Consider the following 17,720-nt stretch of genomic DNA (forward strand, 5'->3'; position numbering starts at 1 on the left):
TCGTGAGGTGCTCGGTTTCGAAGCCACCACCACCCTCGACGAGATGCTCGACGAGGTCATCCCATGGGTCACCCAAGCCGTGCGCGACGGACGGCTGTGAGCGACCACCCATGACGGCCGTCACCGCACAGCCACCGCCCACCCCGGCCGATGCCCCCGCTGAGCCGGGCTGGCGCGCGCGGCTGCGCGGTGGCGGCGCCGCCCTCTTCCCCACCGCCGAGCCGGCCGCCCGCCCCGGGTGGCGCGCCATCGCCCTCGCGCTGGCCGCCGCGGCCGCCGGGACCGCGATCAGCCTGGCCCGCCAGCCCGGCGCCGGCGCCCTGGACACCGTCTGGGCCGAGGACGGCCAGGTCTTCCTCGGCCAGGCCGTCGACAACGGACCGCTGCCCGCCCTCGGCACCTCCTACGCCGGCTACTACCACGTGGTACCGCGCCTGGTGGCCGGCCTGGCGTCGCTGGCGCCCGCCGGCGCCGCCGCGGCGGTCCTGGCGGTGACCGCGGCCCTGCTGGTAGCGGCCACCGCCGTCCTGGTCCACACCGCCAGCGGGGCGCACCTGCGCAGCCCCCTGGCCCGCACGCTCGCCGCCGCGGTGGTCGTGGTCGTCCCGCTGGCCCAGGACGAGCTGCCGAACTCCATCGCCAACCTGCACTGGTACGGCCTGTACGCGCTGTTCTGGATGCTCGTCTGGACCCCGCGCGGCCGCGCCGGCCGGGTCCTCGCCGGGGCGGTGGTGCTCGCGGTCGCGGCCAGCGACATCCTCACCCTCGTCTTCGTCCCGCTCGCCCTCGCCCGGGTGCTGCGCCGCACCCCGCAGGGGCGCCGGGACCGCTACGGGAGCACCCTCGCCGGGCTGCTCGGCGCCGGCCTGGCCCTCCAGGTGGCCGGCCTCGCCAGCGGCTCCAGCTCGCGCCAGCTCACCCCCGACCCGGTGCTCGCCGCCTCCGGCTTCGTCCTGCGGGCGGTACCCGGCGCGCTGATCGGCGAACGCTGGCTCGGCACCGGCGTCGACGCCCGCTGGCTGGCGCTGGCCGGGCTGGCCTGGCTGCTGGTGGCCGGCGCGGTGCTGGCCGCGGTGCTGCGGCTGACCCGCCCGCACGGCGTCCTGGCCGCCGTCGCCGGCCTGCACGCGGCCGCCCTGTACGCGCTACCGGTCCTGCTGAGCGGCACCGCCACCTTCCGGTACGCGGCGGCGCCCGCGATGCTCGTCGTGACCGCGTTGGCGGCCCTGCTCCGCCCCGGCACCGGCACCCGCGGCCGGCTCCCGCTGTACGCGCTGGCCGCCCTGCTGGCGCTGGTCTGCGCGGTCAACCTCCGGGTGGACAACCCGCGCGCCCACGGCCCCCGCTGGAGCACCGAACTGGACCGCGCCCGGGTCGCGTGCGCGAACGGTGCCGAGCGGGTCGCGCTGCCGATCCCGCCGGCCGGCGAGGACGCGTGGCGCGCGAACCTCCCCTGTGACTACGTGACCGGTTAGGAGCGTTCCCGGAGCACGCCGTCCGTCTCGGCGTACTCCTCGCCGGTGCGCGGGCACACGAACACGCCGTCACCCTTGCTCGACAGTGGCACGCCGGCCCGGCCGACCCAGCCGACGCGGCGCGCCGGTACGCCCACGACCAGGGCGAAGTCCGGCACGTCGCGGACCACCACGGCGCCGGCGGCGACCAGCGCCCAGCGGCCGACGGTCACCGGGGCGACGCACACCGCGCGGGCTCCGACGCTGGCGCCCGCGCCGATCGTGACGCCCACGGCGGTCCAGTCGTCGGCGGTCTTCGGCCGGCCCTCGGGGGTGACCGCGCGCGGGTACTCGTCGTTGGTCAGCACCGCGGCGGGGCCGATGAACACGCCATCGCCGAGCCGGGCCGGCTCGTACACCAGCGCGTAGTTCTGGAGCTTGACGTTGTCGCCGAGGCGCACCCCCGGGCCCACGTACGCGCCCCGGCCGATGGTGCAGTTCGCGCCCACCGTGGCGCCCTCGCGGATCTGCGCCAGGTGCCAGACGGTGGTGCCGGGGCCGATCTCGGCCCGCCCGTCCACATCGGCGCTGGCCGTCACCCGGGCGTCGCTGCTCATGCCGTCACCTCGCTGCCGCTCGGCGGTGGCATTCGCCGAACACGAGCCACCGATGCGCTCGCTGGCGCTCGCTCATGGGCGTTCGTCCTTCCGCCATCTCCAGTCGGGAGCACGGTAGGTGGCCGGTAGTCCGGCGCCAACCGGCCGAAGGTACCGCCTTGGGCGCTGGCTCTGCCGGATTTCCGTCACTGATCTGTGGCGTCACTACCAGCGGAGATAACTTTTCGGCGCGGTCGAGGATCCGCACGCACTCCCGCGCGCCCCTCGCCCAGGCGCCCGTTCAGCGAAACGAGGATCATGAGCGCACTGCCCGCCGCGCCCGCCGGCCCGCCCGCCGAGGAACCCATCGGCGTGGCCGTCGTGGGGGCCGGCTACTGGGGTCCGAACCTGGTCCGCAACTTCCAGGGCTCGCCGAGCTTCCGCCTGCACTGGCTGTGCGACCTGGACCGCTCCCAGGCCGAGCGGGTGCTGGGCGGCTACTCCACCGTCGCGGTCACCGACGACCTGGCCGAGGTGCTGGCCGACCCGCGGGTCGGCGCGGTCGCGGTCGCCACCCCGGCCGGCACCCACCTGGACGTCGCGGCGGCCGCCCTGCGCGCGGGCAAGCACGTGCTGGTCGAGAAGCCGCTCGCGGCGACGTACGCGGACGGGCGCGAGCTGGCCGGCGAGGCGGACGCCCGGGGGCTGACCCTGATGTGCGACCACACCTACTGCTACACCCCCGCCGTGCTGCGCATCCGCGAACTGGTGCGCGGCGGTGACCTGGGCGAGGTGCAGTTCCTGGACTCGGTCCGGATCAACCTGGGGCTGGTGCAGCGGGACATCGACGTGATGTGGGACCTAGCCCCGCACGACCTGTCCATCCTGGACTTCGTGCTGCCGGACGGGGTCCGCCCGGTGGCCGTGGCGGCGCACGGCGCGGACGCGATCGGCGCCGGCCGCTCCTGCGTGGCCTACCTCACGCTGCGGCTGAGCAACGGCGGGCTGGCGCACATCCACGTGAACTGGCTCTCCCCGGTCAAGGTGCGGACCACCATCATCGGCGGGTCCAAGCGCACGCTGGTCTGGGACGACCTGAACCCGGCGCAGCGGCTGTCGGTCTTCGACCGGGGCGTGGACGTGGCCGCGCCGGAGGAACTGGGCGCGGACGAGCGCCAGCAGATGCTGATCTCGTACCGCAGCGGCGACATGGTGGCCCCGGCGCTGCCCGAGCGGGAGGCGCTGCGCACCATGGTCGAGGAGTTCGCGACGGCGATCCGCAGCGGCCGCCCGGCGCTGACCGACGGCCGGTCCGGGCTGCGCGTGCTCGCCGTGCTGGAGGCCGCCTCGCGCAGCCTGGCCGAGGGTGGCGTGATGATCGAACTGGGAGAGGACGACCGATGACGGCTGGGGTGCCCATCGCCGGGGCGCGGGCGCTGGTGACCGGCGGGGCCGGCACGATCGGCTCGCACGTGGTGGACCTGCTGGTGGCGGGCGGCGCGGCCGAGGTCGTGGTGCTGGACAACTTCGTCCGCGGCCGGCGCGCCAACCTGGACCGGGCGCTGGCCTCGGGCCGGGTCGAGCTGGTCGAGGGCGACATCCGGAACGTGGAGCTGGTGCACCGGGCCAGCGACGGCAAGGATCTCGTCTTCCACCTGGCCGCGATCCGGATCACGCAGTGCGCCGAGGAGCCCCGGCTGGCCAACGAGGTGCTGGTCGACGGCACGTTCAACGTGGTCGAGGCGGCGGTCGCGGGCGGTGTGCGGAAGCTGATCGCCTCCTCGTCCGCGTCGGTGTACGGGCTGGCGGAGCAGTTCCCGACGCCGGAGCGGCACCACCCGTACGACAACGACACGTTCTACGGGGCGGCCAAGGCGTTCAACGAGGGCATGCTGCGCAGCTTCCACGCGATGCACGGGCTGGACTACGTGGCGCTGCGCTACTTCAACGTGTACGGGCCGCGGATGGACATCCACGGCCTCTACACCGAGGTCCTGATCCGCTGGATGGAGCGGATCGAGGCGGGCACGCCGCCGCTGATCCTCGGTGACGGGTTGCAGACCATGGACTTCGTGCACGTGGCCGACATCGCCCGGGCGAACATCCTGGCCGCCGAGGCGGACGCCACCGACGAGGTGTTCAACGTGGCCAGCGGCGTGGAGACCAGCCTGAGGGAGCTGGCCGAGGCGCTGAGCAAGGTGATGGAGTTCGACGCGCCACCGGTGCACGGCCCGGCCCGCGCGGTCAACGGCGTGACCCGCCGGCTGGCCGAGGTGGAGCACGCGGCCCACCGGCTCGGCTTCCGGGCCGAGATCGGGCTGCACGAGGGCCTGGAGGGCCTGGTCCGGTGGTGGCGGGCCGCGCGGGCGGCCGGGGTCACCGAGGGGCTCGTCAACGAGGCGCCGGCTACCGGGCAGGCGCGGAGCGAGCTCGCGGGGAGCGCGGTCGCGACCGAAGGGTCGGCTCGGTGACGGCGGTCGAGCGGCGCATCCCGGTGATGCAGCCGATGCTGGGCGAGGAGGAGGCGCGCGCCGCCGCCGAGGCGGTGCTCTCCGGCTGGGTGGCGCAGGGCCCCCGGGTGGCGGAGTTCGAGCGCCGGTTCGCCGCGGCGGTCGGCGCCGGGCACGGCGTGGCGGTCAGTTCCTGCACCACCGGGCTGCACCTGGCGCTGGTCCTGCTCGGGGTCGGCCCGGGCGACGAGGTCGTCGTGCCGTCGTTCTCGTTCATCGCGACCGCCAACGCGGTCCGGTACTGCGGGGCCACGCCGATCTTCGCCGACGTGGAACTGACCACGGGCAACGTGACCGTCGAGACGGTCGACGCGGTGCGCACCCCGCGCACCCGGGCGGTCATCGCGGTGCACCAGGGCGGCGTCCCGTTCGATGTGCGGGCGCTGCGGGCGGCGGCCGACGGCTGGGGCGTGGCCCTGGTCGAGGACGCCGCCTGCGCGGCCGGGTCGACCGCGTACGGCGCCCCGGTGGGCGCGGGGGCGGCGGTGGCGGCCTGGTCGTTCCACCCCCGGAAGGTCATCACGACCGGCGAGGGCGGCATGGTGACCGTGGACCGCGAGGAGTGGGCGGTGCGCGGGCGGCGGCTGCGCGAACACGGCATGAACGTCTCCGCGGCGGACCGGCACGCCAGCGCCCAGCCCGTGCTGGAGGCGTACCTGGAGACCGGGTTCAACTACCGGATGACCGACATCCAGGCGGCGGTGGGGCTGGTCCAGTTGGGCCGGCTGGCCGGGCTGGTGGCGCAGCGCCGCGACCTGGCCGCCCGGTACCAGGCGCTGCTGGCCGACGTGCCGGGCGCCGTCCCGGTGCGCGATCCGGCGTACGGGCGGACGAACTTCCAGTCGTTCTGGGTGCTGCTCACCGACGAGTTCGGCGCGGGGCGGGACGAGGCGTTGAGCACGCTCGCCGCGGCCGGCGTCTCGGCCCGCCGGGGCATCATGGCGGCCCACCTCGAACCGGCGTACGCCGAGGCGCACCCGCCGGCGCTGCCGGTCACCGAGCGGCTGACCCGCAACTCCCTGATCCTGCCCCTGCACCACAACCTGACCGGGGACGACCAGGACCGGATCGTCGGCGTGCTGCGTGCGCTGTCCAGCCGAGCGCCGGGCCGGTGAGGCGCGACCTCGTCATCGTCGGCGCGGGCGGCTTCGCCCGGGAGACGGCCGCCGCCGTTCGCGCCACCGATCGCTGGAACCTGCTCGGCTTCCTGGACGACGACCCGGCGCTGCCCGGGACCGTCCGTGGTGGAGTGCCGATCCTCGGCGGGACCGCCGACGTGCCACCCGGCGCAGCGGTCGTGGTCTGCGTCGGCAACCCCCGCGCGTTCGACGTGCGGACCGGGCTGGTGCGGCGGCTGGCCCTGCCCACCGACCGGTACGCCACGATCGTGCACCCGGCCGCCTCGGTGCCGGCCGGCTGCGTACTCGGCCCCGGCACCGTGCTGCTGGCCGGCGCGGTGCTGACCGCCGACGTGGCGGTCGGTGCGCACGTGGCGGTGATGCCGCAGGCGGTCCTGACCCACGACGACGTGGTCGGCGACTTCGCCACGGTCGCGTCCGGCGTGCGGCTCGGTGGGGGTGTCCGGATCGGGTCCGGCGCCTACCTCGGCGCCGGCTGCCTGGTCCGCGAGTCCGTCGCCGTCGGCGAGTACGCCCAGGTGGGCATGGGCGCGGTGGTGCTGCGCGACGTGCCGCCGGGCCAGGTCTGGGTGGGCAACCCGGCGCGGTACCTCAGGGATGTGAAGTGAGCAGGGAGAGGCACATGTCGAAGATTCCGCTCGTCGACCTGGCCGCGGCGCACGCCGAGGTGGCCGAGGAGGTCGAGGCCGGGTTCAAGCGGGTCATCGCGGACACCGCGTTCGTCGGGGGCGCCGAGGTGGCGGCGTTCGAGGCCGAGTACGCCGGGTTCACCGGCGTGCCGCACGTCGTCGGCGTGGCCAACGGCACCGACGCGCTGGAGCTGGCGCTGCGCGCGGTCGGCGTCGGGCCGGGCGGCGAGGTGGTGCTGCCGGCGAACACGTTCGTCGCGACCGCGGAGGCGGTGGCCCGGGCGGGCGCGCGGACCGTCCTGGTGGACTGCGACCCGCAGACGTACCTGATCGACACCGCCGCCGCGCTCGCCGCGATCACCCCGGCGACCCGGGCGCTCGCCCCGGTGCACCTGTACGGGCAGCTCGCGCCGGTCGAGGCCCTGCGCGCCGGCACGGACCTGCCGATCGTGGAGGACGGCGCCCAGTCGCAGGGCGCGACCCGCCACGGCCGGCAGGCCGGCACCGGCGGGATCGTCGCCACCAGCTTCTACCCGGGCAAGAACCTCGGCGCGTACGGCGACGCCGGCGCGGTCGCCAGCGCGGACGCGGGCCTGGCCCGGACCGTGCGCACGCTGGCCAGCCACGGCGGCCTGGCGAAGTACATGCACGAGCTGATCGGCATGAACAGCCGGCTGGACGGGCTCCAGGCGGTCGTGCTGCGGGCCAAGCTGGCCCGGCTGGCCCGGGCGAACGCCGCCCGGCGGGCCGCCGCCGCCCGGTACGACACGCTGCTGGCCGGCCTGGACGTGGTTCGCCCGGTGACCCTGGCCGGCAACGAGCACGTCTGGCACCTGTACGTGGTGCGGATCCCCGGCGACGGCACGCCGGCCCGCCGGGACGAGGTACTCGGCAGGCTCAACGCCGCCGGCATCGGCGCCGGCATCCACTACCCGTACCCGGTGCACCTGACGCCCGCGTTCGCCGGCCTCGGGTACGGCAGGGGCGCGTTCCCGCACGCCGAGCGCGCCGCCACCGAGATCCTCTCGCTGCCGATCTACCCGCAGATCACCCCCGCGCAGCAGGAGCGGGTGGTGACCGAACTGGCCACCGCGCTGCGATAAGGCATGTACGTCTCGCTCCGCGACCGGCCGGGCGGCGAAGCCACCGGGGCCGCGCCGAAGGCGGCCCGCCGGGTCGCCACGACGGTCGTCCTGCTGGGCGTCGTCAGCCTGCTGACCGACGTCTCGTCGGAGATGGTCGCCTCGGTCCTGCCGCTGTACCTGACCGCCCAGGTGGGCCTCACGATGGCCGCGTACGGCCTGCTCGACGGGGTCTACCAGGGGGTCAGCGCGGCGGTGCGGATCGCCGGCGGCTACGCCGGCGACCGGGGCCGGCACCCGAAGTGGGTGGCCGTCTTCGGGTACGGGGTGTCGGCGCTGAGCCGGATCGCGATGCTGCCGGTGCACGGCTTCGCCACGATCACCGCGGTCATCACCGCGGACCGGCTCGGCAAGGGCCTGCGGACCGCGCCCCGGGACGCGCTGATCGCCGACGCGTCCGACCCGGCCACACTGGGCCGCTCCTTCGGCGTGCACCGCACCCTGGACACGATCGGCGCCGCGATCGGCCCGCTGGTCGCGTTCGGGCTGCTGCTGGCCGTGCCGGCCGGCTACAACTCGATCTTCGTGGTGTCGTTCGCGGTGGCCCTGGCCGGCGTGGCCGTGCTGGTGCTGTTCGTGCCGAACCGGCGCACCGGCGCGGCGGGCCGGGGCCCCGGGCTGCGCACCCTGCTGCGGGAGGCCACCGGCCCCCGGCTGCGCCGGCCGCTGTTCGCCGCCGGGCTGCTCGGCGTCCTGACCGTCGGCGACGGGTTCCTGTACCTGTCGCTCCAGGAGCGGGACGCGTTCGCCTCGCTCTACTTCCCGCTGCTGTACGTGGGCACGAACGTGGCGTACCTGGCGCTGGCCGTCCCGTTCGGCCGGCTCGCGGACCGGATCGGCAAGGCGACCGTCCTGGTCGGCGGGCACGTCGCGCTGCTGGTCGGGTACCTGCTGGCGGCGCGCCCGGCCGGCGGGCTGCTCTTCACGGTGCTCGTCCTGCTGCTGCTCGGCACCTTCTACGCGGCCACCGACGGCGTCCTGCCGGCGCTGGTGAGCCGGCTCGTCACCGCGCAGGCGCGGGGCACCGGGATCGCCGCCGCGCAGACGGTGGTGGCGGTGGCCCGCTTCGCCGCCGCGTTCGGCTTCGGCGCACTGTGGGACGCCACCGGGCGCGGCACCGCCCTGCTCGTGGTCGCGGGCCTGCTCGCCGGGGCGATTCCGCTGGCCTACGCCCTGCTCAGGGGCGTGGATGCGAGACTTGCCGGGTGAGTCTGCGCGCCCGGGTCGCCGCCCTCGTGGCGATCGTGCTGATCGCGTCCGCCGGCGCCACGGGGTACGTCCTGTATGAGCGGCACCGGCAGGAGCGGGCCCGCGCGTCCGCGCCGCCGGTCGCCACCCTCGCCGACGCGAACGCCGTGGTCGCCGAGCCGCACCTGGTCTTCCGCAGCACCGCCCTGGGTACCGGCTACGGCGAGGTCGCGGTGGTGCCGCTCAGCGACCCGGCCGGCCCGCGGGCGTTCACCGGCGCCAGTTGCGAGCGGGTCTACGCCACCGCCGACCAGACCGTCTGCCTGAGCGCGGAGCGCGGCCTGGTCACCACCTACCGCGCGGCGCTGCTGGACCGGGCCTGGGCGCCCAGCCGGGAGTTGCCGCTGACCGGCCTGCCCAGCCGGGCCCGCCTCTCCCGGGACGGCTCGCTGGTGGCCACCACCACGTTCGTGTACGGCGACTCGTACACCAACCCCGGGCAGTTCTCCACCCGCACGATCGTCACCCGCGCCCGGGGCGAGGTCGTCGGCGACATCGAGAGCTTCACACTGATCGTGGACGGGCGCACCGTGACCGCCGTGGACCGGAACTTCTGGGGCGTCACGTTCGCCGACGACGACACGTTCTACGCCACCGCCGCCTCGGGCAGGAAGACCTGGCTGGTCCGGGGCAGCCTCTCCGCCCGCACCGCGACGGCGCTGCGCGAGGACGTGGAATGCCCGTCCCTGTCCCCCGACAAGACCCGGATCGCCTTCAAGAAGCACGGCGACCTGCCGCACGGGCAGTGGCGCCTGGCCGTCTACGACCTGGCCACCGGCAGGGAGACCGTGCTGGCCGAGACGCACAGCGTCGACGACCAGGCCGAGTGGCTGGACGACGCCAACGTCCTGTATGGACTGCCACGCACCGCCGGCAACGGCGTGGCCACCAGCGACGTGTGGGTCACCCCGGCGGACGGCTCCGGCACCCCCCGGGTCTTCGTCCAGAACGCCTGGTCCCCCGCCGTCGTGCGCTGACCCCGCCCGGCAGGTCAGCCGTACACCTCGTCCTCGATGGTCGCCACGGTGACCCGCTGCGCGTCCTCCCACGACCGGCCCCGCACGCTGGCCGCGATGTCGGCCGGCGCCGCGCCCGCGGCGATGGCCTCGTCCAGCGCGTCCGCCAACCCCAGCGGGGTGGGCGTCGCCCACCGCACGTACGGGTTGTCCAAGCAGGCGCGGGCGTACGCCGACTGCCCGGTGACCGGGATCGCCCCGCAGGCCAGCATCTCGTCCGGCACCAGCGACACGTTCGTGAACGACAGCGCAATGCCCGCCACGCAGGTGTTGTACAACTCGGCCAGGCGCGCCGGTGGCAGGCTGCCGTGCCGGGTCGCCACGAACGGCACCTCCGCGGCGGGGTCGCCGAACAGGTGGATCCGGTAGTCGGGGTGCCGGCGGTGGAACTCGCCGAGCGCCATCGCGCCGACGGCGAAGCCGCGGCGGGCCACGTCCGGCCGGGCGTAGAAGACCACGTTGCGCCGGTCGCCGGCGCCGCCGGCCAGCCGGTAGACCGAGGTGTCGACGCCGAACTCGGCGACGGCCGCCGCGACGCCGAACTCGGCCCGGAGGATCTCGGCGATCATCCCGCCGACCGTGATGGCCCGGAAGCCGAATCGGTAGGTGTCCTCGGCCAACACGTGCTCGGAGCCCTGGGGGTAGAAGAAGGGCTCGTAGTCCTGGATGAAGTACAGCCGCCGGGTGGGCAGGTCCCGGCGCGAGGCCAGGACGTGCGCGGTGGGCCAGGCGGAGGCGACGTACGCGTCGAGCGGGGCGAGGCCAGCGTCCACCGAACGCACCTCGGCCCGCATCTCGGGCCAGCCCTGGCGGATGACCGCCTCGTGCCGGGCGAGGTCACCGCCGAACCGGTCGTACAGGTACAGCACGCAGGTGTGCCCGGCCGCCTCGGCGGCGGCGACCATCCGGAACAACGTGGTGTGACCACCGCTGCCCGGTGCCGGCGGGGTGCAGATCCACCCGATGGTCAACGGCGTGCCGCGCGCCGGCCGCCGGGCCGGCACCGCGAGCCGGAGATCCCGCGAGTCGGCCACGTCGGCGAAGGCGAGCGGGAACTCCAGCGCCGCGCTGCCGAGCCGCCGGTACGCCACCCGGGCCACCCGCCGCGCGAGCCCCCGCGCGCCGTCGCGGCGCAGCACGCGCAGCGCCTCCCCTGAGCTCCTCATGGGCTACCTCTCCCGCTCGTGGTCAGATGCTGAGGATGCCGAACCGGCGTGCCAGGCGCAGCGACCGGTCGAACACGGCCAGCCCGACCGCGAAGGCGACCACGCAGAACGCGACGAGGATGCCGGTCGCCACCAGGGGCGACATCGCGTCGGCCGGCGGGTCGGCCATCAGCAGTTGCCGCTCGGCGCTGATGACGTAGTAGTGCGGCACCAGATAACTGGCCCAGCGGATCCAGCCGGGCAGCACGCTCACCGCGAACAGGGTGCCGCCCAGCACGCCCGCGGCCAGGCTGTACAGCATGATGACCGGCTCGCCGCGTTTGAACAGGATGAGGAAGCTGGCCGCGAACGTGCCCACCGCGTTGCAGGCGGCGATGCCGAGGAACAGCACCAGCAGCGCCGCCGGGATCGACGCCGCCTCGATCGGCGCCCCGAGCAGGCAGCCGGTGCCCACCATGACGCAGGCCAGCACCGCGCCGGTGATGCTGCGCCAGATGTTCATCGCCACCGGGATCAGCGCCCACGGCACCGGCTCCACCAGGTACGTCTCCAGCGTGCCGCGCTCCTGCGCGAACTGGAGCCGCTGGGTCAGCCCGGTCAGCGCGTCCTGCAACCCCGCGGTGACCGCCGCGCCGATCAGGATCAGCATGAACTGCTGGTCGCTGAAGGCGAAGAAGCTGCTCTGGAAGTAGTAGAGCAGCACCGGGAACACCACCGCGACGTACCGCAGGATCGTCGAGGCCGGGAACATCCGCTCCTCGACCAGGTCGATCCGGATGTAGGCGCCGAGCGTGTCCAGCACCTTGCGGCGGAACGCCCGGTCGCGCACCGCGGACGGGTAGGCCGGCTCGGCGCCGGTGGCCAGGGTGGTGGGCGCGCTCATCGGGTTCCGCTTCCCGCGAGGTCGCCGCCCCGCGTGTAGACCTGCGCGATCAGGTCGCGCAACGGCATGGGGATCTCGCGCACGTGCGCCAGCGCGGCGGTGTGGCTCCCGAGGCCGGCGAGCACCCGGCCGACCGGGTTCCGGCCGTGCGGGCGGCAGCGCACCGCGGCGCCCTCCGCCGTCACCGTCAGCCCCTGCGCGACGAGTTCCGCCGCGACCCGCCCGGCCACCTCCGGGTCGGTGAAGACGAGTTCGAGCTGCGGGCGCTCCCACCGGTCGCGCAGGCTGTCCAGGTCGCCGTGGTACTTGACCCGGCCGGACTCCATGAGCAGCGCCTGCGACCGCAGCGCCTCGATCTCCTCCAGCCGGTGCGACGAGATCAGCACCGCCAGCCGCTCCCGCTCGACCAGTCCCATGATCAGCGTGAGCAACTCGTGCGCGGCGATCGGGTCCACCGCGCCGGTCGGTTCGTCGAGGATCAGCGCCCGCGGGCCGGGCAGCAGCGCCCGGGCCAGCCGCAGCCGCGCCTTCATCCCGGCGGACAGGCCCGCGACGACCGACTCGGTCTGCGCGGTCAGGTTCACCTGGGCCAGCACGTGCGGGATGCGCTCGACCAACTCGTGCTTGCGCATGCCCTGCAACCGCCCGTGCAGCAGCAGGTTCTCCCGGGCGGTCGCCCGCATCAGCAGGCTGCGGTCCTCCGCCGGCATCCAGCCGACCACCTGGCGGATCCGCTCCGAGTCGGTGCCGACGTCGAGGCCGAGCACGCTGCCGCGGCCCCCGCTCGCGTCCGTGAGGCCGACAATGATCCGGAACATCGACGTCTTGCCGGCGCCGTTGGGGCCGACCACGGCGCAGATCTCGCCCGCGCGGACCACGAGGTCCACGCCGTCCAGCGCGCGCACCGGCTCGGTGATGTGCGTCCGGGCGAAGAGCCGCATCCACCGGGGCGTCGGCTCGTACAGCTTGGTCAGGCCGGCCAGGACGATGACGTCCTCGCCGGTCCGCACGGTCCCCGTCACATCGACCACCCTCGCCCGAAAATCCCGTCGCGGCGGAACTGCCGCCACCGCACCTTGTCCATCAGCGCGCCGGCCGCCCGGCTGACGTCGCCGGCCACCCCGGCCCGCCCGCCCCGCGCCAGTTCGCGCCGGGTTGCCCGCTCCTGCGCGTCCAATGCCGCCCCCGCCATCGCGCTCAGCCGCCCCACCGCCGGCAGGGCCACGCCGTCCTCGGCGAAGAACGTCTCGAAGGTCCGCCGCCGCTCGGCGATGTCCTTCAGGGCGCCGGCGAACCGCTCCGAGGTGTGCATGTTCTCGCCGTGCACCCGGTACAACGCCTGGTCGGCGCCGTTGACCCGGCCCACGCCGGCCCGCGCCGCCGCCCGCAGCCAGAGGAAGAAGTCGGCCGCGTGCGGCATCCGGGCGTCGTACCCCACCAGTTCGGTCATCAGGCCGGTGCGCAGCACCACCTCGGGGGTGGCGACCGGGTTGCGCCCGCGCCGGCAGATCAGCTCCAGCCACCGCTCCCCCGGCCACACCGACCAGGAGCGGACCCGCGTGCGCAGCCGCGGGCGGCTGGCACCGAACACCGGCGAGAAGCCGTAAACGAGGCCCACCTCGGGGTGGTGCTCCATCAGCGCGGTGGCCCGGGCCAGCGACCCCGGGGTGAGCAGGTCGTCGGCGGAGAGCAGCACCACATACTCGCCCTTGGCCAGCGCCAGGCCCTCGTTGTAGGTGGCGATGTGCCCCCGGTTCGCCTGGTGCGCGATCACCCGCACCCGCGGGTCAGCCGCGGCCAGGTCGTGCGCCACCCGGGCGCTGCCGTCCGGCGACGCGTCGTCGATGACCAGCACGTCCACCTCGACGGCGTCCTGGTCCAGCACGCTCGCCACGCACTCCGGCAGGTAGTGCCCGTAGTTGTAGCAGGGCACCACCACGGAGACCGTGGGCCGGGTGGCCAGCGGCCTGGGCGCGACCCGCCCACTCATGCCGGCCGCCCCGGACCTTCCGTATACCTGTCGCTCATCGCCCCGGCTCCTCCCCATGTCCACGCGGGCGTCGGACCCGCCGGGCCGGCCGGCGATCGCGCACTGGCCGGCCCGCGGGCTCGCTGTCAGCTGTTCGGCTCAAACACGACATCGACCCAGTAGTTGTGGTTCGACGTGTTGCTCGGGAAGGTGCCCGGAGCCTCGTACGTGTACATCGCCCCCGTCGGCGGGACATGCAGCGGGGGGTTGTGCAACGCCCCGGCGGCGAACGTGTTCGCGGTCACCGCATACCCGCCGTTAGGCGCGCGGTAGGAGGCGACGTACTCGGTGTTCGCCAGCAGGTCGATCGGCGCGGTGAAGGTGAGCGTCTGCCACCCGGTAGCAGTCTCGCCCTCGAAGGTGCCGCTGGCCAGCAACTGTCCGCCAGCCGTCCATAGCGAACCGACGTGCGTGCCGGTGTTCGCGCCGCCCTTGTAGAACCGGATCCCGGTGACCTTCCCGGCGACCTCGGCGTGGAAGCGGACGCCCACCTCCACCGGACTGGTGTCGTCCCAACTGGCCGTGGCCGGGGCGGCCGAGTCGTCGAAGATCGACACGACCGGCGGGAAGGTCACGGTCGGCGTCGGCGTCGGCGATGGCGATTCGGTCTCCGTCGGCGACGGCGTCGGCGAAACCGTGGGACTGGGCGAGGTGGACGGGGTCGGCAGCGGCGGCGTACCCGCGCCGGAGTAGAACAGCGGATCCACCCAGTAGTTGGACGACTGGAAGCTCTGCGTCGGGAACGTGCTCTGCGCGGCGTAGCCGTACACGCCGTTGGCACCCGACGGTGCGCTCAGCGGCCCGTTCGTCCAGGTCGCGTCGAAGAAGTCGGTGTCGTAGGAGTAGTTGCCGTTGGGCGCGAAGTACGACGCCACGTACGTGGTGCCGGCCGTCACCTGCACCGGCGGGGTGAACGCGGCCACCTGCCATCCGCCACCGCTGGAGGCCGGGAACGTCGCCTGCGCCAGCCGGGTGCCGTCGGGGCGCCAGAGGCTGCCCGTGTGCGTACCCGTGTTGCCGGGGCCCTGGTAGAACCGCACGCCCACCACGTAACCGTCAACGACCGGGGTGAACTTCACGCCCAACTCCGCCGACTGGGGGTCGTCCGACGTGGCGTTCCCGGGTACCGCGTCCGTGGCGAACAGCTTCGTCAGGGTCGCGTCCACGTCCGTGGTGAAGGTCCAGGTGTACGGCGCGTCCAGCGAGTGCCCGTCGGTGTCCCGCGCCTGGACGGTCGCCGTGTACGTCTGCGCGGCGGCGAGCGGCTCGGCGGGCGTGAACGTGACCGTCCGGGTGGCGCCGTCGTAGCCGACCGAGCCGGCGACGGTCGCGTCGGTGCCGTCCGTCAGGGTGAACTCGATGCTCTCGGTGTTCAGCGCCTTGGAGAACGCCGCCTGCGGCCGCACCGCGGCGCTCACGCCGTTCGCCTCGTCCAGCGGGGAGACGGAGATGACGCTCGGCGGCGTGTTGGCGCTGGCCTGGAAGGTCACGTCCACGTAGTAGTTGGTGTCCCGGTACCACTGGTCGGGCAGCCCGCTGCCGTACCGGTAGAGCCCGTTGCCCGACGCGGCGGTCGACCGCTTCACGGTCAGCGGGTTGACGTCCAGGTCGCCGTAGCTGAACTGGAGCGGGTCGCCGGCGTAGCCGCCGCGCGGCGCGTAGTACGAGGCGATGTACGTGGTGCCGGCGCCGACCGCCAGCGGGCTGGAGAAGGTGAGCGTCTGCCATCCCGAGGCGGTTTCGTTCGCGAACGTGCCGGTCTTCAGCCGGGTTCCCCCGGGCGACCAGACGCTGCCCGTGTGGGTACCCGTGTTGCCCGGCCCCTTGTAGAACCGGACGCCCGTGATCAGCCCGTCCACCTGGGGCACGAACGCCACGCCCAGCTCCACCGGCTGGTCGTCGTTGATGGCCGGCACCTGCGGGACCCGGGCGCCGAACATCGTGCTCGGGCCGGTCAGGGTGAGCGTGCGGGGCGCGCTGGCGGGGCCGATGTTCGCGCTGTCGTCCACCGCGCGGGCGAGCACCGTCTGGCTGCCGAGCCCGTTGGTGTAGAAGCTGTACGACCAGGTCGACGTGCCGTTCGCCGGGTGCCAGGTGGCGCCGCCATCGGTGGAGACCTCCACCGCCGCCACCCGGCCGCCGGTGTCGGTCGCGGTGCCCTGAACGGTCACCTGGCCGCCGTTGACGACGCCGGCGCCGTTCGCCGGGGCGGTGATCGTGACGGTGGGCGCCGTCGAGTCGGTCGACGGGGTCGCCGCGACCAGCGTGCTCATCCGGGTCGCGGGCTGGGCGCCCATGTCGGCGAACAGGTTCACGGTCATCTGCTGCAGGCGCGAGTCGGCCGGGTCGGTCAGCCCGTCGTGGTTGGCGTCCAGGCTCCAGGCGAACTGGATCGTGCCGGCGGAGAACACCAGCGCACCGCTCGCGGCCCGGTACAGGGTCATGTGGTGGGTCGTCGTGCCCGGGCTGACCGTGTTGCCGAAGTCGCGCAGGTACTCGGGGGTGCTGCCGGTCGTCGTCGACAGGCGGATCAGGCCCGCCGGGCGGAAGCCGTTGTCGATGTCCTCGTCCGACTCGTACCCGACCGTGTGCTGCGCCAGCGTCATCGTCTGGCCGGCCGACTGGTTCGCCACCGTCGTGTTGCGCCAGATCCGCAGCTTGCCCTGCTCCGCCGGGACCTGGATGGGTAGGTCGTCGTGGTTGGCCATGTAGATCGTGCCGGTCAACGCGTTCTCCGGGGCGCCGCCGCCGGTCGCCGGCGGGGTGAACCGGGGGTCCCGGAACGTACCGGTCCACTCGCCGGTCGGGTCGATGTGATCGTCCGCCCAGGTCTCCTTGTAGCAGACCAGCGTCCGGTACGGGGTGCCGGTGCCGTCCTGGCTGTTCTCCCAGCGGGTCCGCCAGTAGACCTCGTTGCCGCTGAAGAAGGCGAGGCTCACGCCCGCGTCCCGGGCCGCCTCCACGTTGGCCCGCTGCTGGCCGGACCAGTACTCGTCGTGGCCGACCGACAGGAATACCTTGTGGTTGGTCAGCAGGCCGCCGCGGCGGTCGGTGTCGATGCCGCTGAGGTAGCTGACGTCGTACCCGTTGCGCTCCAGGAACCGGATCATCGGGTATTCGTTGCTGAACAGGAAGTCGCGGCCGTTGCCGACGTCACGGGTGGCGAACGGCCGGTTGTAGCTCAGCTTGTAGGCGCGGCCGTTGGCGGCGCCGGTGTAGAAGCTGGAGCCGCCGAACGTGTTGTACGCCTGCCAGGTGGTGTCGGACGTCTGGTAAATCAGGTCGGAGTGGCTGGCGTCATTGCGCACGACGAACGGGATGTGGCTGTCGCCATCGCCGGTGTCCCGCTTCAACCGGGCGATGTAGACGCCCGACACGGAGGTCGACGGCACCGCCCACTGTGCGGATACCGCCCACCCGCCACAGTCGAAGATTTCGGTGGTGGGGTCGGTCACGCAACTGCTCGTGCTGTTCGCCGGGCGGGGCGAGATGGGCGTGACCGTGGTGATCAGGCGGGCGCCGGCGCCGTTGTAGTAGCCGAGCCGGTAAATCTCGATCTTGTACGAGGCGTTCGCCGTCACCTTGAAGTGCACGGTCTCGCCCACGTTGACGCTCATCTCGGCGGCGAAGCCCTGCAGGTCCTCGTCGCCGGAGCCGGTGATGTTCCACTCCGACTCGGGCGTGCCGGCCTTGGTGTTCTCGCAAGCGATCACCTGGACCGGCGCGGCACACGGGTCGGCCGCGGCGGCCCGCGCCGCGGGCAGCGCGACCGCGCCGCTGAGGGCCACCGCGACGAGCGCCACCGCGGCCGTGGCGCGGCGGTTCAGCAGCAGCCCACCGACCCCGACACGCGGCCGGCGACCCCCGGACACCCGTCCGGCCTGCACTCTGTTCACGAGACGCCCCCC

The 17,720-nt window shown here is 74.0% G+C and carries 14 protein-coding genes; 8 read left to right on the forward strand and 6 right to left on the reverse strand.

The window, feature by feature from the left end; all coding sequences use genetic code 11:
* Nucleotides 1-110: 110 nt before the first annotated feature.
* Nucleotides 111-1,475: a hypothetical protein gene (locus KJS59_RS26880; protein ID WP_213456054.1), complete on the forward strand. Its 1,365-nt coding sequence runs from the start codon at nt 111-113 to the stop codon at nt 1,473-1,475.
* Here KJS59_RS26880 and KJS59_RS26885 read toward each other — a convergent pair.
* Complete coding sequence (locus KJS59_RS26885) at nt 1,472-2,071, reverse strand: DapH/DapD/GlmU-related protein (protein WP_213456056.1); 600 nt, start codon at nt 2,069-2,071, stop codon at nt 1,472-1,474. The genes KJS59_RS26880 and KJS59_RS26885 overlap by 4 nt on opposite strands.
* Nucleotides 2,072-2,368: 297 nt before the next feature.
* On the opposite strand from KJS59_RS26885, the gene KJS59_RS26890 reads away from it, so the two are divergent.
* From KJS59_RS26890 to KJS59_RS26920, 7 genes are read left to right on the forward strand one after another with little or no spacing between them, the layout of a single operon-like run.
* Nucleotides 2,369-3,454: a Gfo/Idh/MocA family protein gene (locus tag KJS59_RS26890; protein ID WP_213456058.1), complete on the forward strand. Its 1,086-nt coding sequence runs from the start codon at nt 2,369-2,371 to the stop codon at nt 3,452-3,454.
* Complete coding sequence (locus KJS59_RS26895; protein ID WP_213456060.1) at nt 3,451-4,521, forward strand: NAD-dependent epimerase/dehydratase family protein; 1,071 nt, start codon at nt 3,451-3,453, stop codon at nt 4,519-4,521. The genes KJS59_RS26890 and KJS59_RS26895 overlap by 4 nt, the downstream gene beginning before the upstream one ends.
* Nucleotides 4,518-5,675 (forward strand): DegT/DnrJ/EryC1/StrS family aminotransferase, encoded by a 1,158-nt coding sequence (locus KJS59_RS26900; RefSeq protein ID WP_249714940.1) that lies wholly within the window; start codon nt 4,518-4,520, stop codon nt 5,673-5,675. The genes KJS59_RS26895 and KJS59_RS26900 overlap by 4 nt, the downstream gene beginning before the upstream one ends.
* Complete coding sequence (locus tag KJS59_RS26905) at nt 5,672-6,307, forward strand: acetyltransferase (RefSeq protein ID WP_213456062.1); 636 nt, start codon at nt 5,672-5,674, stop codon at nt 6,305-6,307. Before KJS59_RS26900 ends, KJS59_RS26905 begins: the two co-directional genes overlap by 4 nt.
* 14 nt (nt 6,308-6,321) lie before the next feature.
* On the forward strand, nt 6,322-7,431 hold the full coding sequence (locus KJS59_RS26910) for a DegT/DnrJ/EryC1/StrS family aminotransferase (protein ID WP_213456064.1): 1,110 nt from the start codon (nt 6,322-6,324) through the stop codon (nt 7,429-7,431).
* A 3-nt stretch (nt 7,432-7,434) separates the two neighbouring features.
* The gene (locus tag KJS59_RS26915) at nt 7,435-8,679 is read left to right on the forward strand and encodes an MFS transporter (protein ID WP_213456066.1); all 1,245 of its coding nucleotides are present in this window, start codon (nt 7,435-7,437) and stop codon (nt 8,677-8,679) included.
* On the forward strand, nt 8,676-9,695 hold the full coding sequence (locus KJS59_RS26920) for a TolB-like translocation protein (protein ID WP_213456069.1): 1,020 nt from the start codon (nt 8,676-8,678) through the stop codon (nt 9,693-9,695). The genes KJS59_RS26915 and KJS59_RS26920 overlap by 4 nt, the downstream gene beginning before the upstream one ends.
* A 14-nt stretch (nt 9,696-9,709) precedes the next feature.
* Here the strand turns inward: KJS59_RS26920 and KJS59_RS26925 are convergent, their stop codons facing one another.
* From KJS59_RS26925 to KJS59_RS26945, 5 genes are all read right to left on the reverse strand, one after another.
* Complete coding sequence (locus tag KJS59_RS26925; protein WP_213456071.1) at nt 9,710-10,900, reverse strand: rhamnosyltransferase WsaF family glycosyltransferase; 1,191 nt, start codon at nt 10,898-10,900, stop codon at nt 9,710-9,712.
* A gap of 22 nt (nt 10,901-10,922) precedes the next feature.
* On the reverse strand, nt 10,923-11,783 hold the full coding sequence (locus KJS59_RS26930; protein WP_213456073.1) for an ABC transporter permease: 861 nt from the start codon (nt 11,781-11,783) through the stop codon (nt 10,923-10,925).
* Nucleotides 11,780-12,805 (reverse strand): ABC transporter ATP-binding protein, encoded by a 1,026-nt coding sequence (locus KJS59_RS26935; protein ID WP_213456075.1) that lies wholly within the window; start codon nt 12,803-12,805, stop codon nt 11,780-11,782. The genes KJS59_RS26930 and KJS59_RS26935 overlap by 4 nt, the downstream gene beginning before the upstream one ends.
* Nucleotides 12,802-13,773: a glycosyltransferase family 2 protein gene (locus KJS59_RS26940; protein ID WP_213456077.1), complete on the reverse strand. Its 972-nt coding sequence runs from the start codon at nt 13,771-13,773 to the stop codon at nt 12,802-12,804. The genes KJS59_RS26935 and KJS59_RS26940 overlap by 4 nt, the downstream gene beginning before the upstream one ends.
* A gap of 125 nt (nt 13,774-13,898) precedes the next feature.
* Complete coding sequence (locus KJS59_RS26945; RefSeq protein WP_213456079.1) at nt 13,899-17,708, reverse strand: DUF4082 domain-containing protein; 3,810 nt, start codon at nt 17,706-17,708, stop codon at nt 13,899-13,901.
* Nucleotides 17,709-17,720 lie beyond the last annotated feature (12 nt).

The organism is Rhizomonospora bruguierae (genome assembly GCF_018397995.1).
GTDB classification, from domain to species: Bacteria; Actinomycetota; Actinomycetes; order Mycobacteriales; family Micromonosporaceae; genus Rhizomonospora; species Rhizomonospora bruguierae.

Excerpts from the sequence above, each read along its gene's own strand:
- KJS59_RS26895 (WP_213456060.1), top strand. The coding sequence starts at position 3,451 with ATGACGGCTGGGGTGCCCATCGCCGGGGCGCGGGCGCTGGTGACCGGC.
- KJS59_RS26910 (WP_213456064.1), top strand. The coding sequence starts at position 6,322 with ATGTCGAAGATTCCGCTCGTCGACCTGGCCGCGGCGCACGCCGAGGTG.
- KJS59_RS26925 (WP_213456071.1), bottom strand. The coding sequence starts at position 10,900 with ATGAGGAGCTCAGGGGAGGCGCTGCGCGTGCTGCGCCGCGACGGCGCG.
- KJS59_RS26915 (WP_213456066.1), top strand. The coding sequence starts at position 7,435 with ATGTACGTCTCGCTCCGCGACCGGCCGGGCGGCGAAGCCACCGGGGCC.
- KJS59_RS26890 (WP_213456058.1), top strand. The coding sequence starts at position 2,369 with ATGAGCGCACTGCCCGCCGCGCCCGCCGGCCCGCCCGCCGAGGAACCC.
- KJS59_RS26930 (WP_213456073.1), bottom strand. The coding sequence starts at position 11,783 with ATGAGCGCGCCCACCACCCTGGCCACCGGCGCCGAGCCGGCCTACCCG.
- KJS59_RS26880 (WP_213456054.1), top strand. The coding sequence starts at position 111 with ATGACGGCCGTCACCGCACAGCCACCGCCCACCCCGGCCGATGCCCCC.
- KJS59_RS26940 (WP_213456077.1), bottom strand. The coding sequence starts at position 13,773 with ATGAGTGGGCGGGTCGCGCCCAGGCCGCTGGCCACCCGGCCCACGGTC.
- KJS59_RS26885 (WP_213456056.1), bottom strand. The coding sequence starts at position 2,071 with ATGAGCAGCGACGCCCGGGTGACGGCCAGCGCCGATGTGGACGGGCGG.